Annotated in this window: 16 protein-coding genes and 2 pseudogenes; 9 read left to right on the forward strand and 9 right to left on the reverse strand. The window is 72.0% G+C overall.

Annotated elements, in window-relative coordinates:
* Positions 1 to 180: 180 nt before the first annotated feature.
* Positions 181 to 1,425: a TolB family protein gene (locus ACZ6TU_RS22990; protein WP_469550653.1), complete on the reverse strand. Its 1,245-nt coding sequence runs from the start codon at positions 1,423 to 1,425 to the stop codon at positions 181 to 183.
* 148 nt (positions 1,426 to 1,573) lie between these two features.
* On the opposite strand from ACZ6TU_RS22990, the pseudogene ACZ6TU_RS22995 reads away from it, so the two are divergent.
* A pseudogene (locus ACZ6TU_RS22995) lies at positions 1,574 to 1,829 on the forward strand (cytosine permease); the annotation flags it as partial.
* Positions 1,830 to 1,980: 151 nt separating this feature from the next.
* Here the strand turns inward: ACZ6TU_RS22995 and ACZ6TU_RS23000 are convergent.
* Entirely contained in the window at positions 1,981 to 3,069 is a 1,089-nt protein-coding gene (locus ACZ6TU_RS23000; RefSeq protein ID WP_467676883.1) for a branched-chain amino acid aminotransferase, read from the reverse strand.
* A gap of 242 nt (positions 3,070 to 3,311) precedes the next feature.
* Complete coding sequence (locus tag ACZ6TU_RS23005; RefSeq protein WP_467676881.1) at positions 3,312 to 4,355, reverse strand: 3-isopropylmalate dehydrogenase; 1,044 nt, start codon at positions 4,353 to 4,355, stop codon at positions 3,312 to 3,314.
* Between the two features lie 158 nt (positions 4,356 to 4,513).
* On the opposite strand from ACZ6TU_RS23005, the gene ACZ6TU_RS23010 reads away from it, so the two are divergent.
* Positions 4,514 to 6,082, forward strand: a complete 1,569-nt coding sequence (locus ACZ6TU_RS23010; protein ID WP_467676879.1) for a purple acid phosphatase family protein — start codon at positions 4,514 to 4,516, stop codon at positions 6,080 to 6,082.
* Between the two features lie 70 nt (positions 6,083 to 6,152).
* Here the strand turns inward: ACZ6TU_RS23010 and ACZ6TU_RS23015 are convergent, their stop codons facing one another.
* From ACZ6TU_RS23015 to ACZ6TU_RS23035, 5 genes are all read right to left on the reverse strand, one after another.
* Positions 6,153 to 6,284, reverse strand: a complete 132-nt coding sequence (locus tag ACZ6TU_RS23015; RefSeq protein ID WP_010048656.1) for a hypothetical protein — start codon at positions 6,282 to 6,284, stop codon at positions 6,153 to 6,155.
* A gap of 247 nt (positions 6,285 to 6,531) precedes the next feature.
* Entirely contained in the window at positions 6,532 to 7,074 is a 543-nt protein-coding gene (locus tag ACZ6TU_RS23020) for a GNAT family N-acetyltransferase (protein ID WP_467677195.1), read from the reverse strand.
* Positions 7,075 to 7,162: 88 nt separating this feature from the next.
* Positions 7,163 to 8,032: an alpha/beta fold hydrolase gene (locus ACZ6TU_RS23025; protein ID WP_469550658.1), complete on the reverse strand. Its 870-nt coding sequence runs from the start codon at positions 8,030 to 8,032 to the stop codon at positions 7,163 to 7,165.
* Positions 8,033 to 8,105: 73 nt separating this feature from the next.
* Entirely contained in the window at positions 8,106 to 9,737 is a 1,632-nt protein-coding gene (gene pruA, locus ACZ6TU_RS23030) for an L-glutamate gamma-semialdehyde dehydrogenase (protein WP_467676875.1), read from the reverse strand.
* Between the two features lie 88 nt (positions 9,738 to 9,825).
* Positions 9,826 to 10,752: a proline dehydrogenase family protein gene (locus ACZ6TU_RS23035; protein WP_467676873.1), complete on the reverse strand. Its 927-nt coding sequence runs from the start codon at positions 10,750 to 10,752 to the stop codon at positions 9,826 to 9,828.
* 190 nt (positions 10,753 to 10,942) lie between these two features.
* Here ACZ6TU_RS23035 and ACZ6TU_RS23040 point away from each other — a divergent pair, with 190 nt between their 5' ends.
* The 7 genes and pseudogenes from ACZ6TU_RS23040 to ACZ6TU_RS23070 all read left to right on the forward strand — a co-directional run.
* Positions 10,943 to 12,577, forward strand: a complete 1,635-nt coding sequence (locus ACZ6TU_RS23040; RefSeq protein WP_469550663.1) for a PucR family transcriptional regulator — start codon at positions 10,943 to 10,945, stop codon at positions 12,575 to 12,577.
* A 152-nt stretch (positions 12,578 to 12,729) separates the two neighbouring features.
* Positions 12,730 to 12,963 (forward strand): hypothetical protein, encoded by a 234-nt coding sequence (locus ACZ6TU_RS23045; RefSeq protein WP_469550665.1) that lies wholly within the window; start codon positions 12,730 to 12,732, stop codon positions 12,961 to 12,963.
* Positions 12,964 to 13,299: 336 nt separating this feature from the next.
* On the forward strand, positions 13,300 to 14,793 hold the full coding sequence (locus tag ACZ6TU_RS23050; protein ID WP_467676867.1) for an ABC transporter substrate-binding protein: 1,494 nt from the start codon (positions 13,300 to 13,302) through the stop codon (positions 14,791 to 14,793).
* Complete coding sequence (locus tag ACZ6TU_RS23055) at positions 14,790 to 16,556, forward strand: ABC transporter permease subunit (protein ID WP_467676865.1); 1,767 nt, start codon at positions 14,790 to 14,792, stop codon at positions 16,554 to 16,556. Before ACZ6TU_RS23050 ends, ACZ6TU_RS23055 begins: the two co-directional genes overlap by 4 nt.
* Positions 16,546 to 17,511: an ABC transporter ATP-binding protein gene (locus ACZ6TU_RS23060; RefSeq protein ID WP_469550667.1), complete on the forward strand. Its 966-nt coding sequence runs from the start codon at positions 16,546 to 16,548 to the stop codon at positions 17,509 to 17,511. Before ACZ6TU_RS23055 ends, ACZ6TU_RS23060 begins: the two co-directional genes overlap by 11 nt.
* Positions 17,508 to 18,221, forward strand: coding sequence for an ATP-binding cassette domain-containing protein (locus tag ACZ6TU_RS23065; RefSeq protein WP_469550669.1), 714 nt, complete (start codon positions 17,508 to 17,510; stop codon positions 18,219 to 18,221). The genes ACZ6TU_RS23060 and ACZ6TU_RS23065 overlap by 4 nt, the downstream gene beginning before the upstream one ends.
* Positions 18,222 to 18,275: 54 nt before the next feature.
* Positions 18,276 to 18,707, forward strand: a pseudogene (locus ACZ6TU_RS23070) (MFS transporter); the annotation flags it as partial.
* Positions 18,708 to 18,769: 62 nt separating this feature from the next.
* Here the strand turns inward: ACZ6TU_RS23070 and serA are convergent.
* Positions 18,770 to 20,359 carry a phosphoglycerate dehydrogenase gene (gene serA, locus ACZ6TU_RS23075; RefSeq protein WP_467676859.1) on the reverse strand — a complete coding sequence of 530 codons (1,590 nt, stop codon included), beginning with the start codon at positions 20,357 to 20,359 and terminating at the stop codon, positions 18,770 to 18,772.
* Positions 20,360 to 20,399 lie beyond the last annotated feature (40 nt).

A 20,399-nucleotide genomic window follows, 5' to 3' on the forward strand; every position in this document is an offset into this window, starting at 1 on the left:
TCGCGGGTGCGAGAGGTCTGCGCGCGGGTCGAGGACGACGGTGTCCACCCGTACCTGGTCGTACGTGGTGGTCACTGCGGACCGGCGCGCCTGCTGCCAATAATCATGGCGAATGAGAGCACGGGGGCAGTTTGGCACAACCCCCGTGCCTGGCTCACGGTTGTCTCAGGATGCGGTCAGTCACCTCATGTGACGGACGTAGACGTGCGAGGTGTCGTACGTGTCGCCGGGGACGAGGTCGGGTGAGGAGCTGCCGAAGGCGACCCGGCGGCCGTGCCGGTCGATCACCGGGGCGGACACGCTCTGGTCGTTCGGGCCGCCCTCGGCGTCCGGGCTGGCCAGGACCGTGCGACCGGTGCGCAGGTCACGTACGTACGCGCGCGTCGTACGGTCCGTGTCGCCCGGGTCGGCCGAGACGAAGGCCAGATACCGGTTGTCGGCGCTGAGCCGCGGATACGCGGTGAACGCGGCCGGGTCGGCGGCGTCGATCCGGCGCAGCTCGCCCGTCTTCAGGTCGCGCGCGAAGACGTTGTGTCCCTTGTTGGTGTCGCCCGGGGTCAGCTGCGAGTCGAGCGAGTTGAAGACGGCGTACCGGCCATCGGCGCTGACCTGCGGGAACTCGGTCTGCCCGTCGGACTTCAGACCGTTCGGCGCCCGGTCGGCGTGGAACAGCTCGCCGCTCGGCACGTCACGGACACAGGCGTCGCTCCAGTCGCCCGAGGCGGGGTGCGGGACGAAGAACTGGAAGCCGACCCGGCTGCCGTCGGCGCTGATGGACGGATGGGTGGCGGCGGTCTTCCGATCGCCGGCGGCGGGCACCTGGCTGATGCGGACGGCCTCGCCGCCGGTGCGGTCGACGCGGTAGACGCGTCCCCAGCGGTCCTCGCCCTCCGCGAGTCGGGACTGCTGGGCGACGAAGGCGACGTAGCGGCCGTCGGCGCTGATGGCGGGCTGCCGGCCGGTGTCGTAGCCCGTGTCGACGGTGTCCTCGATGCGCTGGAGGGCGCCGGACTTCAGGTCCTTGACCCAGATGTGGCTGCGGCCGTCGCCGTCGGTGGCGCCGAAGGCGAGGTACCGGCCGTTGCCGCTGAGGGCGACGTCGTCGACCGAGCCGCCGTCCGCCGCGGTACTGGCCAGGCGAGTCGTGCCGTGCTTCAGATCGCGTACGAAGGCGTCGGCGGTGCCGTCGGTGTCGCCCGCGACGAGGTTGTCGGCGCTGGAGACGAAGGCCAGATGGCGGCCGTCTGCGCTCAGGCTCGGCCCGCCGGAGGCGGCGTTGCCGTCGGTGCCGTCCGGCGCGATGCTCGCCTTCTCGGTCCGCGGCACCGCCGGAGCGGCGGTCGCGGGCAGCGCGGCGGCGGTGCCGAGCGTGACGGCCAGGGCCACGCCGAGCGCGACGGACGTGGCCCTCCTGGTGCTGGTCATGTGCTGTTCCCCCTGTGTCCCCGTTGACGCTTCTCCCCCGGCCCCGCGCCGAGGGCTCCCCCAGAGCCAACAGCACCACGGACCACAGGGTCAATCCGTCGTTTTGAGTACAACCCGGGCAGGCGTTCAGGTGTCCGCGAGGAGGCTGCTCATCGGCTTCGCCCGCTGCGGCGAGGTGTACGACGCGGACGCCCTCCACGTCTTCAACCGCCGCGCAGGGCGGCGTCTACTGGTACCGCGCCGGCTGGAACATCCCGGCGGGCCTCTCCTGGGCGGCCGGCGCGCTCGTCGGGGCCCTGGCGGTGTCCCTGCCGTCGTACGAGGGCTCGCTGCCGGCACTCACCGGCGGGGTGGACTGCAGCTTCCTGCTGTCGGGGCTGGTGGGCGGGGTGGCGTATGCGCTGTCGGCCCCGGGCGTCGTATCGACGGGGTCCGGGGCCGACGCCGTTGCTCCGGCTTCTTGTCCGACCGATTCGGGGCGGTGGGTGGGCACAGGCCCGGGGGTCCGAGGGCGGAGCCCCCCCGGCGAGTCCGGCACCGACGCCGAGTGCTGCCTTATCCCAGCTGGTGCATCCAGCCGTGCTTGTCCTCCGCCGTACCGCGCTGAATGTCGAGCAGGGCCTGCCGCAGCTTCAGCGTGACCTCGCCCGGCTCTCCACCACTCTGCTGCCACTCCGTCCCGGCCCGCTTCACCGTACCGACCGGCGTGATCACAGCGGCCGTGCCGCAGGCGAACACCTCCGTGAGGCTCCCGTTCTCCGAGTCCCGCTGCCACTGGTCGACCGAGACCCGGCCCTCCTCGGCCTCGTAACCGAGGTCACGGGCGACGGCGAGCAGCGAATCCCGGGTGACACCCTCCAGGATCGACCCGGTGAGCGACGGCGTGACGATCTTGTTGCCGTACACGAAGTACAGGTTCATGCCGCCCAGCTCCTCGACCCACGTGTGCTCCACGGCGTCGAGGTAGCAGACCTGGTCGCAGCCCTTCGTCGCGGCCTCGGCCTGCGCCAGCAGGGACGCGGCGTAGTTGCCGCCCGTCTTCGCGTCGCCCATGCCGCCGGGGACGGCGCGGACGCGGTCCTCTGAGACCCAGATGGACACCGGCTTCACACCACCGGGGAAGTACGCCCCGGCCGGAGAGGCGATCACCAGGAACAGGTATTCGTTGGCCGGCTTCACGCCCAGCCCGACCTCGGTCGCGATCATGAACGGGCGCAGGTAGAGGGACTCCTCACCACCGTGCGCCGGCACCCACGCGTTGTCCTGCCTCACCAGGGCGTCGCACGCCTCGATGAACGTCTCGGCCGGCAGCTCCGGCATCGCCAGCCGGCGCGCGGAACGCTGGAAGCGTTCGGCGTTCTTCTCCGGGCGGAACGTGGCGACCGAGCCGTCGGGGCGCCGGTAGGCCTTCAGCCCCTCGAAGATCTCCTGCGCGTAGTGCAGGACCGTGGTGGCGGGGTCGAGGGAGATCGGCGCGTACGGCACGAGCTGGCCGTCGTGCCAGCCACGGCCCTCCGTCCACTTGATCGTCACCATGTGGTCGGTGAAGTGGCGGCCGAACCCGGGGTTGGCCAGGATCGCCTCGCGTTCTGCGGCGGAGAGCGGGTTGGCGGAGGGCTTGAGCTCGATCGTGGGCGTCGTCATGGGTTGAAGTCCTTCACCGGTTGTAGTGACGGGCCGCGCTCGGTACAGCTCTGACGGTGACCAGTGCTAGGACGTCCGAGCATTTCTTCGTTCCGCGGCCTCGCGTTCGATTATCGCCCGCGGGCTGCGGAGGAAGGAACGGGGTGAATGCGGCCCGGTGGTCGATGGTGACACCCGGCGGGAACATGCGGAAGCCGCCGGGCGCGGATGCGACCCGGCGGCTTGCGGAAAGCAGCGGCGGGTCAGCCGGCTACTCGTACGGCGAGCGCGTCGCCGATCTCCGAGGTGGAGCGGGCGGGCTTGCCGGTGCGCTCCGACAGGTCGGCGGAGACCGCCTCGTCGATACGGGCGGCCTCGGCCTCGTAGCCGAGGTGGCGCAGGAGCAGGGCGACGGACAGCACCGTGGCCGTCGGGTCGGCCTTGCCCTGGCCGGCGATGTCCGGGGCCGAGCCGTGCACGGGCTCGAACATCGAGGGGAACTCTCCGGACGGGTTGATGTTGCCGGAGGCCGCCACGCCGATGCCGCCGGAGACGGCCGCGGCGAGGTCGGTGATGATGTCGCCGAAGAGGTTGTCGGTGACGATCACGTCGAAGCGCTCGGGCTGGGTGACCAGGTAGATCGTGGCCGCGTCGACGTGCATGTACTCGGTGGTGACCTCGGGGAACTCCTCGGCCACCTTGTTGAAGATGTTGGTCCACAGGTGACCCGCGAAGGTCAGCACGTTGTTCTTGTGGATCAGCGCCAGCTTCTTGCGCGGGCGGGCCTGCGCACGCGCGAAGGCGTCACGGACCACGCGCTCGACACCGTAGGCCGTGTTCACGGACACCTCGGTGGCGACCTCGTGCTCGGTGCCCTTGCGGATCGTGCCGCCGTTGCCGGTGTACGGGCCCTCGGTGCCCTCGCGTACCACGACGAAGTCGATCTGCGGCTCGCCGGCCAGCGGGGTGGCGACACCCGGCAGCAGCTTCGAGGGACGCAGGTTGACGTGGTGGTCGAAGGCGAAGCGGAGCTTCAGCAGGAAGCCGCGCTCCAGGACGCCGGACGGCACGCCCGGGTCGCCGATCGCGCCGAGCAGGATGGCGTCGTGCTTCTTCAGGGCGTCGAGGTCGGCGTCGGTGAGGGTCTCACCGGTGGCGTGGTAACGCTTGGCGCCGAAGTCGTACTCCTTGGTCTCCAGCTTCACATCCTGCGGAAGGACGGCGGAGAGGACCTTCAGGCCTTCGGCCACGACTTCCTGGCCGATGCCGTCACCGGGAATCACTGCGAGATTGATGCTGCGAGACATGCGGGCACCCTACTCCTCGTCCCATGGGATGACACAGGGTGTCCGTGATGCGGACAGACGATACGGCACCCGCCCGAGTGGAGAGCGCACTCGGCCGACGGTTTCCGTTCACCCGTACGTGGGGCGGATGTTGGCGTTCGCTGGGAAGTTGATCCGACATGGAGATCCCCCACTTCGGCATCCCGCCCGAGCTCGCGCGCCGGATGAGCATGGCGGAACAGCACGAGTACCTGCGCACACGGCTGTCGCGGCGCCGCACGCTGGTGACGGCCGGCGCGGTGGCGGGCGGTCTGCTGACCGGCTGTTCCGGCTCCGGGCCGGGGAACGGTACGGCGACCAGGAACCCGTCGCCGAGCACGTCCAAGGCGCCGGGCTCCTTCATCACGCCCTTCGGCCGCCATCTCGCCTTCGGCGCCGACCCGAAGACGCAGATGCGGATCTCCTGGCAGGTGCCGCTGGCGGTGCGCAAGCCGTACGTCCGGGTCGGCCTGCGCCCCGACGACCTCGGCCGCAAGGTCGAGGCGGAGCTGCGCGACCTGCACACCCCGGAGCTGAAGGGCGTACGGGCGGCGGTCGAGCAGTACTACCTGCACGCGGCGCTGGACGGTCTGCGCCCGGACACGACGTACTACTACGGCGTCGGCCACGAGGGCTTCGACCCGGCGTCCCCGCGACACCGTCCGGCCGTCACGTCCTTCCGCACGGCCCCCGCGAGCCCGCCCGAGCGGTTCGTGTTCACCGCGTTCGGCGACCAGGGCGTCGGCGAGGAGGCGGCCCTCAACGACCGTCTGCTGCTGCGCCGGAGCCCGGCGTTCCACCTTCACGCCGGCGACATCTGCTATGCCGACCCGACCGGTAAGGGCAAGGAGTCGGACGTCTTCGACGCCGGGCAGTGGGACCGGTTCCTGAAGCAGACCGAGCCGGTGGCCAAGTCGGTGCCGTGGATGGTGACGACCGGCAACCACGACATGGAGGCCTGGTACTCGCCGGACGGCTACGGAGGCCAACTCGCCCGTTTCTCCCTGCCGGACAGCGGCTTCGACGCGCGCACGGCACCGGGGGTGTACGCCTTCACGTACGGCAACGTCGGCGTGGTCGCGCTGGACGCGAACGACGTGTCGTACGAGATCCCCGCCAACTTCGGCTACACGGAGGGGCGGCAGACGAAGTGGCTGGACAGGAAGCTCGGCGAACTGCGGGACGACGCCTCGGTCGACTTCATCGTCGTCTTCTTCCACCACTGCGCTTACTCGACGTCCACGCACGCCTCCGACGGCGGGGTGCGCGCCGAGTGGCTGCCGCTGTTCGCCCAGCACCAGGTGGACCTGGTGATCAACGGGCACAACCACGTCTACGAGCGGACCGACGCCATCCGCAACGGCGAGGTGGGCAGGCCGGTGCCGGTCGGCGGGACGACGGACCCACGGCGGGACGGGATCGTGTACGTCACGGCGGGCGGCGGCGGGAAGGAGTTGTACGGCTTCCCCGACGGCGTGAAGGAGAGCTACGAGGGGAACACCGCCGACCGGGATTCGGTCGACACGTTCCGGTGGACGAAGTCCCGGGACACCAAGGCGGAGTCGGTGCAGTGGTCGCGGGTGCGCTACCGGGGGTTCTCGTTCCTCTCGGTGGAGGCGGAGAGCGGCGCGACGCCGAGGCTGAAGGTGTCGGCGCTGGCGTCGAGCGGTGAGCGGATCGATCATTTCGAGGTGCGGCGCGGGGCGTGAGCCCCGCACCGCGCCTCGTCGGGTGCGGCTCCCGGACCAGGGTGTTACGGCTCAGTGGCCGTGGATCGGCTCAGTGACCGGTGGATCCGCCGTTGTCCCTGCGGTCGAGGGCGCGCTGGAGCGCGGCGGCGGCGTTCTTGCGGTCGGACTCGCTCGTACGGGAGACGTGACGGACTCGGCGGCGGACGGTCGTCTCGGCCATGGGAAATCGACTCCTTCGACAGCATGGAGTGCGGGAAAGGGATACGAGACGCCGGATGGGGCGGGGAGCGGTGCCGCAGGGGTTGCCTGCACAGGGCCCGGCTCACGACCGCCATTCGCTTGGTCGAGCGAGACGTTCGGCTCCTACAAAACTAAGGGAGGCCGGAGCGTCTGTCTCCACAATTACTCGGACTTCCTACTATCTGAGACGGTGGACTACGTCACACCGTGCTGACCTGCGATGATTCCTAGAGCACGTCTCCGTCGCGCCAGTCGAAGAGCAGTTCGTACGCGGGGTCGAGCGGGCCCGCGAGGGCGGGCCGGACGTAGGTGCTGTCCTCTTCCTCCGGCAGGCGGACGACACCGTCCCGCGGGCTGAGGGCATGCACCTGGCCGCGCCACAGCCGCCAGCCGCGGGAGGTGTAGAGCCGGGCGCCGTCGTCGCCGGCGGAGAGGGCGCCGACGTCGTAGGCGCGGTCGATGACGCGTTCCAGCTCCGCCATGACCTGCCCGCCGAGGCCGGTGCGGCGGGCGTCGGCGCGTACGGCGACGTTCTCGACGTACCCGGCGCGCAGCCACCGGCCGCGGTGCCGCACCCGGCGCATCACGACCGCCCCGTGCGCGGCGAGCCCGGAGCCGTCGTGCACGAGGGCGTGCATGCCTCCGAGGCCGTGGTCCCAGTCCTCGTCGCCGAAGTCGCCGTCGAAGGCGGCGTCCAGCAGGGCGCGTACGGCGTCGAGTTCGGCGGGGGTGAGGTCGGCGGTGTGGGCGGTGCGCGCGCGGATGGTCATTCGGGTGGTCATCCGCCCAGTATGCGAACGGGCCGGGTCGCTCTCGACCGGTTGTGCGGGTGCGGTGGCCCCGCGCTCCCCGGGCAGGTCACACCCCGGGCGCGAGACCCGCCGCGACCGCCTCCCGGAAGCCCCGCGGGTCCTCCACCCACGGCAGATGACCGGCCTCCGGCAGCACCACCCGTGTCACGCGCGGCAGCGCCCGCTCCAGTGAGTCCACCGCCGAGCGCGGCCGGATGTCCCGGGCACCGTCGACGATGAGCACGGGCACGTCCAGGGCCCGGCAGGCGGCGTCCAGGGCCGGGGTGCCACACACGCTCCTCGCCTCGGCGTTGAGCACCCTGTTGCACTCGAAGTTGATGCCGAACCAGGGGGTGGCCATTCGCTCGGCGTGCTCCAGCGCCCGCTCGCGGTCCTCGAACTCGCTCGACCACTGAAGGACCGCGCCCTCGCGTTCCTCCTCGGCGGGCCGCCGCGGGCCGCCCGTCAACTCTCTCCATCGGGCGAGCCGTTCGGGGTGCTCGCCGATCCGGGCAAGGAGGTTCTCCTCGAACTCGGCACGCCAGTCCGCTTCCGGTCCGATGCCCGTCCCCGCCACGTAGACCAGCGCGCTCACCCGCTCCGGGTACGCCAGGGCGTAGCTCAACGCCAACTGCGCGCCCCAGGAGTGGCCCAGCAGGGCCATCCGGTCCAGCCCGAAGTGCCGGCGGACGGCGTCGAGATCCGCCACGAAGCGCTCGACGGTCCACGGCCCGTCGCACGGCTGTGACCGCCCGCAGCCGCGCTGGTCCCAGCGGATGACCGTGGCCACGTCGCCGAGCGGGCCGGTCACGTCCTCGAACATGTCCCACAGGCCGGGCCCGCCGTGGCACAGCACCAGCGGCGTGCCCCGGCCCGACCTCGCCGCCCACAGCCGTACGCCGTCGTCGGCCGTCACCGTCTCCGTTCGCGTGTCCATGCCCGGGAGTCTGCCGGACGGGACACGCCGACGGGCCGGGTCGCACGACCCGGCCCGTCGGTGCCGCGAGGGATCAGCCCATGTGCGGGTAGGTGTAGTCGGTCGGCGGGACCAGGGTCTCCTTGATGGCGCGGGTCAGGGTCCAGCGCATCAGGTTCTGCGGGGCGCCGGCCTTGTCGTTGGTGCCGGAGGCACGGCCGCCGCCGAAGGGCTGCTGGCCGACGACGGCGCCGGTCGACTTGTCGTTGATGTAGAAGTTGCCGGCCGCGTAGCGGAGCTTGTCCGCCGTGTAGGCGGCCGCGGCGCGGTCGTTCGCGATGACCGAGCCGGTCAGGGCGTAGTCGGAGACGGACTCCATCTGCGTCAGCATCTCGTCGTACTTGTCGTCCTCGTAGACGTGCACGGCGATGATCGGGCCGAAGTACTCGGTACGGAAGACCTCGTTCTCCGGGTCGGTGCACTCGATGACGGTCGGGCGGACGAACCAGCCCTCGGAGTCGTCGTAGGTGCCGCCCGCGACGATCGTGCAGGTGGGGTCCTCCTTGGCGCGGTCGATGGCGGCCTTGTTCTTGGCGAAGGCACGCTCGTCGATGACGGCGCCGATGAAGTTCGACAGGTCGGTGACGTCACCCATCTTGATGCCGTCGACCTCGGCGGCGAGCTCCTCCTTGAAGCCGGAGTTCCAGATCGAGGAGGGGATGTACGCCCTGGAGGTGGCGCTGCACTTCTGGCCCTGGAACTCGAAGGCACCCCGGGTGAACGCCGTCTTCAGGATCGCCGGGTCGGCCGACGGGTGGGCGACGAGGAAGTCCTTGCCGCCGGTCTCGCCGACCAGACGCGGGTAGGTGCGGTACTTCTCGATGTTGTTGCCGACCGTCTTCCACAGGTACTGGAAGGTGGGGGTCGAGCCGGTGAAGTGGATGCCCGCGAGGTCGCGGTGTTCCAGGGCGACCTCGGAGACCTCGATGCCGTCGCCGGTGACGAGGTTGATGACGCCCTTGGGCAGGCCGGCCTCCTCCAGCAGCTGCATGAGCAGCACGGCGGCGTGGGTCTGCGTCGGGGACGGCTTCCAGACGACGACGTTGCCCATCAGGGCCGGGGCCGTCGGCAGGTTGCCCGCGATCGCGGTGAAGTTGAAGGGCGTGATCGCGTAGACGAAGCCCTCCAGCGGGCGGTGGTCCAGACGGTTCCAGACACCCGGGGAGTTGGCCGGCGGCTGCTCGGCCAGGAGCTTGCGGGCGTAGGAGACGTTGAACCGCCAGAAGTCGATCAGCTCGCAGGGCGTGTCGATCTCGGCCTGCTGGGCGGTCTTGGACTGGCCGAGCATGGTGGAGGCGGCGAGCGTCTCGCGCCAGGGGCCGGACAGCAGCTCGGCGGCGCGCAGGATGATCGCCGCGCGGTCGTCGAAGGACATCGCACGCCAGGCGGGCGCGGCGGCCAGGGCAGCGTCGATGGCGTCCTGGGCGTCCGCCTGCGTGGCGTTGCGGTACGTGCCCAGCACGGCCTGGTGATTGTGCGGCTGGACGACCTTGAAGGCCTCACCGCCGCCCATCCGCTTCTCGCCGCCGATGGTGCAGGGCAGGTCGACGGGGTTGTCGGCCAGCTCCTTCAGCCTGGCCTCCAGCCGGGCACGCTCGGGCGAGCCGGGGGCATAGCCGTGCACCGGCTCGTTGACGGGGGTGGGGACCTGGGTCACAGCGTCCATATTTTCCGTAACTCCTTACTGAGCGGTGTTTCGGTCTCAGCCCTTGACGAGCCTCAGCCCTTGACGAGCATCGGCCCTTGATGAGCTCTCAGCTCTTGGTCAGCATCGAGCGGGCGAAGAAGCGCAGGTTGGCCGGCTTCTCCGCGAGGCGGCGCATGAAATAGCCGTACCAGTCGGTGCCGTAGGCCGTGTACACGCGCATCCGGTGGCCCTCGGCGGCCAGCCGCAGGTGCTCCTCGGTGCGGATGCCGTAGAGCATCTGGAACTCGTACTCGTCGAGCTTTCGCCCGGCGCGGTGGGCGAGCTCCTGGCCGATGGCGATCAGGCGCGGGTCGTGGGACCCGATCATCGGGTACCCCTCCCCTTCCATCAACGTCCTCAGAACCCGAACGTATGCCCGGTCGATCTCGTGTTTTTCCAGATACGCGACCGAGGCCGGCTCCTTGTACGCACCCTTGACCAGGCGCACCCGGCTGCCGTTCGCAGCGAGGCGGCGGGCGTCGGCCTCGGTGCGGAAGAGGTACGCCTGGATGACGCAGCCGGTCTGCGGGAAGTCCTTCCGCAGCTCCTCGTGGATGGCGAACATCGAGTCGAGGGTGGTGTGGTCCTCGGCGTCCAGAGTGACCGTGGTGCCGATCTCGGCGGCGGCCTCGACGACCGGGCGGACGTTGGCGAGGGCCAGTTCGTGGCCGCCGTCCAGCGCCTGCCCGAACATCGACAGCTTCACCGACATCTCGGCGCGGGTGCCGAGGTCCAGGGGCTTCAGGCGGTCGATCAGCTCCAGGTAGGCGTCCCGTGCGGCGGCGGCCTGGACGGGGTTGGTGATGTCCTCGCCGACGACGTCCATCGTCAGCTCCAGGCCCCGCCCGGTGAGATCCCGAATGACCGGAACGATGTCGTCGACGTCCTCTCCGGGGATGAAACGGTCGACGACCTGCTTGGTCACCGGGGCCGCCGAGATCAGGCGTCGCATCCGGTCGCTGCGCGACGCGGCGAGAATCACGGGACCCATCACGGGGCACCTCCAGAGCACAACCAACGGATGGCCGGACCCCGGGCGGATGACGCTTCGGGTACGGCGCGGAGAACCACCGTGAAACCTAAGGATCCCTCCGATCGTGGGCCATCGACAGCTGTCACGCATCCGTGCCGCAGATCTCAGACAGATGTATGAAAGGTCCCATGGGGTGCGGGACAATGCACGGATGACGTCGGAACACAGGGGTGACTACGAGGAGCTGGTCGACGAGATCTCGGAGCTGCTCGGGGCGCCCGCGACGCTGGAGAACCGGGACTTCGAGCTGATCGCCTTCGGCGCGTACGACAGTGAGGGCGACCTCGATCCGTCGGCCCTGGACCCGGTGCGCACCCGCTCGATCCTCACCCGCCGCTCGACGGCGGCCGTCCGGGCGTGGTTCGAGGGCTTCGGCATCACGCGGGCGACCGGCCCGGTCCGCATCCCGCCGACGCCGGAGGCCGGGGTGTACCGGGGCCGGATCTGCCTGCCCGTCCGCCACCGGGGCGTGGTCCACGGCTACGTCTGGCTGCTCGACGACGATCCCGGCCCGAGCGAACGCCAGCTGTCCGACGCCATGCAGGTCACGGCCCGGATCGGCGCGCTGCTGGCGGACGAGGCCCAGCACGGTGCCGACCTCAGCCGCGAACTGCGGGCCGTCCTCACCGCCGACCGCGACTGGCAGCGCGACATGGCCATCGCGGAGCTCCGCACCGCCCTCGGCCCCCGCGCCGACGGCCTCCACACGGTGCTCTGTGTCGCCCCCTGGCCCACGGCCGACCCCGACGACGCCCCCTCGGCCCGCGCGATGCCGGGCGCGACGGCCCTGTGCACGCTGCCGTGGGGGGCTTCGTCCCAGTGCGTGGCCGTCCTGATCCGCCTGCGCTCGGCGGACGTGCTGACTCCGGCGACGACAGCGGCAGCCCGCCTGCTGGAGCGGGCGGGCGGGGGAAGCGGGCCGGGCGGCGGCGCCGCGCGACCCGCGACCGGCACGGTTTCGCGCGGAGCGACCGGCCCCGCTTCAGGCGGAGCGACCGGCGCCGCCTCGCGCGGAACACCGGACAACGGCCCCGGCAGCACCTCAGGCGGAACACCAGGCAACACCCCCGGCAAAGCAACCGGCACCGCCTCGGGCGGAGCACCGAGCAACACCCCCGGCAAAGCAACCGGCAGCGCCTCAGGCGGAGCGCCGGGCAACGCTTCGGGCAGGCCGGCCACCGGTGCTCCGTCTTCCGGAGTGGGCGGCTCGCCCCCTCAGGGCCCGGCCGGCAGCCCGCGCGGCGCCGCCGCCGGTGCCCGGGCCGGACAACCCGGAGCCTCCTCCCACGGGCCGACCGGTACCGCTCCGTCGGGCCCGGCCGACAGCGCCCCACGCGGAGCGGGCAGCCCCGCCGCCGGCATCGCAACGCCCCGCTCCGGCCTCGCCGAGCTGGGAACGGCCTGGTGGGAGGCCTCGGCGGCGGCACGTGCCGCGTCGGCCGAGCCCCGGCTCGGGCCCGTCGCCGAGTGGGCATCGATCGGGCCGTTCCGGCTGCTCACCGCGCTGCCGCCGGAGGTGGCCCGCGACCCGGCGGTGCACGCCCTGCTCTTCCCTGCCCACCAGGAGCTCGCCCGTACCGCCGAGGTCTACCTCGACTGCGCCGGCCAGGCCGCCCGGGCCGCCGCCGAGCTGGGCATCCACCGCCAGACCCTGTACTACCGCCTGTCCCGGATCGAGAAGCTCACCGGCCTGGACCTGGACGACGGCGAGGACCGTCTGCTCCTGCACATGGCGTTGAAGGGGGCCCGGCTCGCACAGGGTCAGGACATCGGACCGTCCGGGTGAGTCCGTCGCCCGAACGGGCGGTTCCGGGACGGACCCACGCACCGTCTGACGCCGCGCCTGGTCACGGTTCTCCTGATGCGCCATCGGCTGGAAGGAGTTCGCGCACGGCGGAGGCCACCACCGAGGCCGAGGTCCGCCCGGCCCCGCCCGAGATGTTCATCTGGGAGGCGTACGTCTCCACCGCCGCCTACAACGCTGTCGTCGGCATCGAGGGCCGCTTCACCCCGTACAGACGGCACGAGCGGGCGCCTCGTACGTCCTCGTCCGCGGCGGCTGCCGCGTCGGCGGCGCACCAGGTACCGCGCCATCACTTCCCGGGGGCCGTCACCGCCATCCGGGAAGCGGACACCGACGGCAACCCGGCGACCCGGGCGGACCGGCGCTAGAGGCCGCTGATGCGCACGCTGACCGGAATCCTCGGCACCTCCCGCGTCGACCTGCACATCCGGTCGACCACCACCGGTGCCTCCCGCCACTACCGCTACGCCCACAAGTAAGAGCAGGACGTCGTCGACGCCCGGGCCTGGGGCGGCATCCACACCCGGACGGCCGACGAGGTGGGCAACGCCACCGGTCGCCAACTCGCCGCCTGGGCGCTGCGGAAGTACTTCCGTCCGGTTCCCTGAGCACCCGCCACACCGGACCACTTCTGAAAACGATTGTCATCATGCTACGGTCATGGCGCGTTCAACCATTTACCAGGCCTTGACCGAGGTGTCCCCGTGCGCGTCCCCGCTCGACTCATCCCCCTTGCCGCCGTCACCGCGGCCTCCGCCCTGCTCACCGGCTGTTTCTCCGGTGGGCAGTCGGCCACGGACGACTCCGGGGCAGGGGGCAAGCGCGTACGCGTCGCGATGATGCAGCCACCCCGCTCGGGGCTGTCCCCGCTGTCGGACGACGCCTTCAAGCTGTCGCGCTGGTCCACGGCGGAGACCCTGGTGAAACTGGACGCGGACGGTGACGCCGAGCCGGCGCTGGCCACCGAATGGGCCCAGTCCGGCCGGAAATGGACCTTCACCCTGCGCGACGGCGTCACCTTCCACGACGGCACGAAGCTCACCGCCGAAGCCGTCGTCAACTCCCTCACCAAGGCCGCCGCCGCCTCCCCCAAGCCCCGCATTCTCGACGGCGTGGACCTGACCGTGAAGGCCGACGGCGACAAGGTCACCGTCACCACCGCAACCGAGGACCCCCTGGTCCCGCAGCGGCTCAGCTCCCCGCAGCTGTCGATCCTGGCCGCCAAGGCCTACAAGGGGAAGACCGTCAGCCCCGTCGGCACGGGCACCGGCCCCTTCGAGCTGACGAAGGTCAACGGCACCTCTTCCGCCGCCCTCGACCGCTACGACGGCTACTGGGGGAAGAAGGCCAAGGCACCCGGCATCGACGTGCGCTTCGTGCCGGACGGCACCGCCCGCGCAGCCGCCCTGCGCAGCGGCGAGGCCGACATCGTCGAGGCGGTACCGGTGTCGCAGGCCGCGGTCCTCGACCAGGACCTGATCAACGAGGTCCCGATGCCGCGCACCAACACCCTGTACCTCAACACCGAGAAGGGCCCCTTCAAGGACGCCACGGTACGGGCGGCGGCCCGTGAGGCGATCGACGCCGAGTCGATCGTGAAGGGCGTGTACGAGGGGCGCGCCGACGTCGCCGAGGGGCTGCTCGGCCCCGCCCTGCCGTGGGCGGCCGAGCTGCGGAAGCCGGTGAAGCGGGCCAAGGCCGGCGACCCGGCCGGCAAGACGATCACCATCGGCACCTTCACCGACCGCGCCGAGCTGCCCGAGGTCGCCGCCGCGCTGCAACAGCAGCTCCAGAAGGCCGGGTTCAAGGTGAAGCTCGACGTCCGCGAGTACGCCAACATCGAGTCCGACGCGCTGGCGGGCCGGTTCGACGCCTTCATCCTCTCCCGCGCCACCGTGCTCGACTCCGGCGACCCGGCCGCCTACCTCTACAGCGACTTCGCCTCCGACGGCTCCTTCAACATCCCCCAGCTCGCGGACACGGCCGTGGACAAGGCCCTGAAGAAGGCCGGCGAGACGCCGGCCGGCGACGCCCGGCGCAAGGCGGTCATGGCCGCCGAGGCCGCCGTGCTCGGCACCGACGCGGCCGTGCCCATGCTGCACGAGCGTGTGATCCAGGGCGACGCCGCCGGCGTGACCGACGCCGCCCACGACCCGCGCGAGCGGGAGCTGGTCACGGCGGACACCTACGTCAAGTGAAGGTCCGCATAAGGCGGTTGGCGGACGCCGCCACGCTCACCCGCCTCCTGTGCCTCATCGCCGTCCTGGCCGCCGTCGGCCTGCTGCCCTGGCTCTCCGGCAGGGACCCGGCCCTGGCCGTGCTGCGGGCCCGCTCCGCGGAGCAGGACCCGACCGAGGAAGCCCTGGACTCCGTACGACGGGATCTCGGTCTCGACGCCGGTCCCCTGTCCCTGCTGAGCGGCTGGGCCTCGGACCTGCTGCGCGGCGACCTCGGCACGTCCTGGGTCTCGGGCACGGAGGTCCTGCCCTCCGTGGTCTCCGGGGTCCAGGTGTCGCTGGCGCTGATGGGCGCCTCGCTCGGCGTGGCACTGCTGCTGGCGTGCGCGCTGGTAGCACCCGTGCTGGTGCGGGGCCGGGCCTCGGCCGGGGCATGGGCCGCGATGCTGGCCGCCGTACCCGAGTTCCTGCTGGCCACGGTCGCGCTGCTGGTGTTCGGGGTGTGGCTCGGGTGGCTGCCGACGTCGGGCTGGGTGGGGCCGGAGAACATGGTCCTGCCCGCCGTGGCCCTCGGTGTCCCCGGCGGCGGGCTGCTCGGCCGTCTGGTCGCGGACGCGCTGCCCGCCGTGCTCGACGAGCGGTGGGTGGAGCTGTGGCGGGGCGCCGGGGTGAGCCGGGTGCGGATCGCCGGGGCGGCCCTGCGGCGCGTCCTGCCGCCGCTGGTCCCGCAGTTCGGGATGGTCGCCGTGGGGCTCACCGGCGGCGCGGTCGCCGTGGAGACGGTCTTCGCCGTGCCGGGCATCGGCCGTACCGCGCTCGGCGCGGCCAAGTCACAGGACCTGCCGCTGCTCCAGGGGTCGGTCCTCGCGCTGCTCGCGCTGGGCCTGGTCACGGGCGCGCTGGCGGCGCTCGCCCGGCGGCGGCTGCTGGGCCCGGCCCTGCGTGACGCCTCGCTGTCGCTGCCTCCGGCACGGCCGGTACGCGCACATCCCGCGGTCCCGTTGTCGCTGTTCACCGTCCTCGCCGTGACGATCGGCTGGGGCCTGGCGCGCGACCCGTATGCCGTGAACACCACCGACCGGCTGGCCGCGCCCTCCTGGGCGCATCCGCTGGGCACCGATGGTCTCGGCCGTGACGTGCTCGCCCGGCTGGGCCACGGCGCCGCCTCCACGGTCGGCACGGCGGCGGCCGTCTGCCTGCTGAGCCTGCTGATCGCGCTCGCCCTGGGCTTTCTGCCCCGGATCGCGGAGGGCGCGGCGGACATCGCCAACGCCCTGCCCCCGGTGATCGTCGGCATCCTGGTCGCGGCGGCCGCCGGTCCCGGCACCGGCGGCGCGGCCCTCGCGGTCGCGCTGATCTCCTGGCCTGCCTTGTCAGCACACGCGGCGGCGCTGGTGCAGGAGGTGCGCGCGTCGGCGTTCCTGACCGCCCAACGGGCCATCGGGGCGAGCCCGTTCTGGATCCTCACCCGGCACGTCCTGCCGTCCGTGGCCGCCCCGGTCGCCCGCCACGCCCTGCTGCGCCTGCCGGGCATCGCCCTGGCCCTGGCCTCGCTGGGCTTCCTGGGTCTGGGCGCCCAGCCGCCCGCCCCCGAGTGGGGTCTGCTGCTCGACGAGTCCCGCGCCTATGTGGAACGCGCCCCGTGGGCGGCCCTCGCCCCGGCGGTGGCGCTGGCCCTGCTGGCGGGACTTGCGGTGTCGGGCGCGGCACTCACACAGGGCCGGAGGGTACGGCGGCGCGTCACCCCGGCTCAGGTCAAGAAGGAGGCCCCCGTTGGAGTCTGAGCCACTGCTGTCGGTGCGCGAGCTGCGGATCGCCTTCGACGGGGTCGAGGCCGTGCGCGGCCTGTCCTTCGACGTCCGGCCCCGCGAAGTGCTGGCGATCGTCGGCGAGTCGGGAGCGGGCAAGTCCCTCACGGCCCGCGCGCTCCTCGGCATGCTGCCGCGCGGCGCGACCACGAGCGGGACGATCCACCCGGACCTCTCGGCCCACCGCGGCCGCCGCATCGCCCTCGTCCCGCAGGACGCCCTGTCGGCCCTGTCCCCCGTGCACCGGGTGGGTGACCAACTCGCCGCCGCCGTACGGTCGGTGACCGGCGTCTCCCGCAAGGAGGCCCTGGCCCGGGCGGTGGCGGCCCTGGACCGCGTCGGCATCCCGGACGCGGCTCGCAAGGCGCGGGCGTACCCGCACGAGTACTCCGGCGGCATGCGGCAGCGCGCGGTGATCGCCATGGCCACCATCAACGAACCGGACGTCGTGGTCGCCGACGAACCCACCACCGCCCTCGACGAGGAGCGCCGCGACCAGGTGCTGCGGCTGCTCGCCGAGCAGCGGGAGGCGGTCGGCGCCGCGCTCGTCCTGGTCACGCACGACATGGACGCCGTACACGGGCACGCCGACCGGGTGCTGGTCATGTACGCCGGGCGCCTGACCGAACTCGGCCCGGCGGACGAGGTGCTGGCCCGCCCCCGCGCCCCCTACACGGCCGGTCTGCTGGCGTCCCTCCCGCAGAACGCGACGGGCCGCCGTCTCCCGGCCCTGCGCGGCACCCCGCCCGCCCCGGGCACGCTGTCGTCGGGCTGCGCCTTCGCCCCGCGCTGCCCGCTCGCGGCGGACGCCTGCCACACGGCGGAGCCGGAGCCCCGGCGGACGGCCGGACGCCTGGTCGCCTGCCACCGCTGGGAGGAACTCCCCCACCCGGCCACCGACTTGTTCCTACAGGAGCGCCGCCCCGCATGAGTGATGTCCTGCTCGACGTCCGCGACCTGGTCGTCCGCTACGGCCCGGTCACCGCCGTGGACGGCGTCTCCTTCGCCCTGGCCGCCGGCGAGACCCTCGCCCTGAGCGGCCCGTCCGGCTGCGGCAAGTCCTCCACGGCCCTGGCGGTGCTCCAGCTGCGCCGCCCGGCCGGCGGTGAAGTCCACTTCGAAGGGCGGGAGTTGACGTCCCTCACCGAACGCGAGCTACGCCCGCTGCGCCCCCGCATGCAGCCCGTCTTCCAGGACCCGTACGGCTCGCTGAGCCCCCGCCACCGCATCAGCGACGCCATCGCCGAACCCCTGAAGGTCCAGGGCCGCTGGCATCCCACCGACGGCCCGTCCCGGGTCGCCGAACTCCTCGACCGGGTCGGCCTGGACCCCGCTTACGGCGACCGCCACCCGCACGAGCTCTCCGGCGGCCAGTGCCAGCGCGCCGGCATCGCCCGCGCCCTGGCGTCCGACCCGCGGCTGCTGGTGCTCGACGAGCCGGTGTCGTCACTCGACCCGTCGGTACGCGCGGGCGTGCTGAACCTGCTCGCCGACATCCAGGACGACCTGGGCCTCGGCTACCTGTTCATCTGCCATGACCGGGCGGTCGTACGACACTTCGCGGACCGGGTGATGGAGATGCGCGAGGGGCGCGTCACTTCCCGCCGGCGGCCTCGATCAGCTGGCGGAGCCCCGCGGTGAGCCGGTCGGCCTCCGGCGCGCTTTCGGGATCGAAGGTCCACTGCGCCATGAGCCCTCCTGGCCTGCGGCATCGTCGCCGTCATGTCCCAGGTGGCCGACCTGGCCCTCAGCGCCGCTCCGGTGGAGAAGGCCGGCGCGGCCTCGTCCCTGCTGGAGACCGGCACGGAGTTCGGCGGCGCGCTGAGCATGGCGTTCCTCGGCTCCATCGGTACGGCCGTCTACCGCCACGAGGTCCCGGCCTCGGCACCCGCTCCGGCCCGCGAGACACTGGGCGGCGCCCTGGCCGTCGCCGACCAGGTGCCGGGGCGCACGGGGGACGCCCTGGCGGCGGCACGCGAGGCCTTCACCAGCGGCATGCACGCGGCGGCGTTCACGGGCGCGGTGCTGCTGGCCGGGGCGGCGGCAGGTGCGGTGGTGACCCTGCGGCGGGTCCACGTACAGGAAAACGCCGGACGAGCTGATCAACTCAGCCCGTCCGGCGTTTGAGGACGAGCCCGTTCAGGGCGAACGGGGGCCTGGGGGCGGAGCCCCCAGGGGCGACGGCAGCCTCAGACCAGGTTCACCGAACGAGCCGATGTCGCACCGATCTCCGCAGCGACTTCGGCCAGCACACCGGAGGTCACCGTGTCGTCCACGGTCAGCACCGCCAGCGCCTCGCCGCCGGCCACGGCCCGCGACACCTGCATACCGGCGATGTTGATGCCCGCCTCGCCGAGGATGCGGCCCACCGTGCCGACGACACCCGGCCGGTCCTCGTACTTCAGGACGACCATGTGCTCGGCGAGCGCGAGGTCGACGTCGTAGTCACCGACGGCGACGATCTTCTGGAGGTGCTTGGGGCCGGCCAGCGTGCCGGAGACCGACACCTCCTCGCCGTCGGCGAGGGTGCCGCGCACGGTGACGACGTTGCGGTGCTCGGTCGCCTCCGAGCTGGTGGTCAGCCGCACCTCGACGCCGCGCTCCTGGGCGAACAGCGGGGCGTTGACGTAGGACACCGTCTCGTCGACGACGTCCTCGAAGACGCCCTTGAGGGCGGACAGCTCCAGCACCTTCACGTCGTGCTGGGTGATCTCGCCGTACACCTCGACGTCGAGGCGGACCGCGACCTCACCGGCGAGCGCGGTGAAGATCCGGCCCAGGCGCTCGGCGAGCGGCAGGCCCGGCTTGACGTCCTCGGCGATGACCCCGCCCTGCACGTTCACCGCGTCCGGCACGAGCTCACCGGCGAGCGCGAGACGCACGGAGCGGGCGACGGCGATACCGGCCTTCTCCTGCGCCTCGTCGGTGGAGGCACCGAGGTGCGGGGTGCACACGACCTGGTCGAACTCGAAGAGCGGCGAGTCGGTGCACGGCTCCTTGGCGTACACGTCGAGACCGGCACCGGCGACCCGGCCCTCCTTGAGGGCGGAGTACAGCGCCTCCTCGTCGACGATCCCGCCGCGCGCGGCGTTGACGATGCGCACGCTCGGCTTGACCTTGCGCAGCGCCTCGTCGCCGATCAGGCCGAGGGTCTCGGGGGTCTTGGGCAGGTGGACGGTGATGAAGTCGGAGACCTCGAGCAGCTCGTCCAGCGACAGCACCTTGACGCCCATCTGCGCGGCGCGCGCGGGCTGCACGTAGGGGTCGTAGGCGACGACCTTCATGCCGAAGGCGGACATCCGCTGCGCGACGAGCGCGCCGATGCGGCCGAGGCCGACGACACCGAGGGTCTTCTCGGCCAGCTCCACGCCCGTGTACTTGCTGCGCTTCCACTCGCCGTTCTTCAGCGCGGCGTTGGCCTGCGGGATGTTGCGGGCGGTGGCGACGAGGAGACCGCAGGCGAGTTCGGCCGCGGTCACGATGTTCGAGGTGGGGGCGTTGACGACCATCACGCCGGCCTTGGTGGCGGCGGAGACGTCCACGTTGTCCAGGCCGACGCCGGCTCGCGCGACGACCTTGAGCTTCTTCGCGGCGGCGATCGCCTCGGCGTCGACCTTGGTGGCGGAGCGGACCAGGATCGCGTCCACATCGGCGATGGCCGGGAGCAGCTCGGCTCGGTCCGCTCCGTTGCAGTGGCGGATCTCGAAGTCCGGGCCAAGCGCGTCGACGGTGGCGGGCGACAGCTCTTCGGCGATGAGTACGACGGGTTTCGAGCTCACGTGAGTCCTCACAAGTCCAGTGCTGCGGACGGCCGTCCCG

The organism is Streptomyces sp. NPDC052064 (assembly GCF_055585925.1).

Excerpts from the sequence above, each read along its gene's own strand:
- ACZ6TU_RS23025 (WP_469550658.1), bottom strand. The coding sequence starts at position 8,032 with ATGGACACGCGAACGGAGACGGTGACGGCCGACGACGGCGTACGGCTG.
- pruA (WP_467676875.1), bottom strand. The coding sequence starts at position 9,737 with ATGGACGCTGTGACCCAGGTCCCCACCCCCGTCAACGAGCCGGTGCAC.
- ACZ6TU_RS23040 (WP_469550663.1), top strand. The coding sequence starts at position 10,943 with ATGACGTCGGAACACAGGGGTGACTACGAGGAGCTGGTCGACGAGATC.
- ACZ6TU_RS23010 (WP_467676879.1), top strand. The coding sequence starts at position 4,514 with ATGGAGATCCCCCACTTCGGCATCCCGCCCGAGCTCGCGCGCCGGATG.
- ACZ6TU_RS23020 (WP_467677195.1), bottom strand. The coding sequence starts at position 7,074 with ATGACCATCCGCGCGCGCACCGCCCACACCGCCGACCTCACCCCCGCC.
- ACZ6TU_RS23000 (WP_467676883.1), bottom strand. The coding sequence starts at position 3,069 with ATGACGACGCCCACGATCGAGCTCAAGCCCTCCGCCAACCCGCTCTCC.
- ACZ6TU_RS23065 (WP_469550669.1), top strand. The coding sequence starts at position 17,508 with ATGAGTGATGTCCTGCTCGACGTCCGCGACCTGGTCGTCCGCTACGGC.
- ACZ6TU_RS22990 (WP_469550653.1), bottom strand. The coding sequence starts at position 1,425 with ATGACCAGCACCAGGAGGGCCACGTCCGTCGCGCTCGGCGTGGCCCTG.
- ACZ6TU_RS23045 (WP_469550665.1), top strand. The coding sequence starts at position 12,730 with ATGTTCATCTGGGAGGCGTACGTCTCCACCGCCGCCTACAACGCTGTC.
- ACZ6TU_RS23005 (WP_467676881.1), bottom strand. The coding sequence starts at position 4,355 with ATGTCTCGCAGCATCAATCTCGCAGTGATTCCCGGTGACGGCATCGGC.
- ACZ6TU_RS23015 (WP_010048656.1), bottom strand. The coding sequence starts at position 6,284 with ATGGCCGAGACGACCGTCCGCCGCCGAGTCCGTCACGTCTCCCGTACG.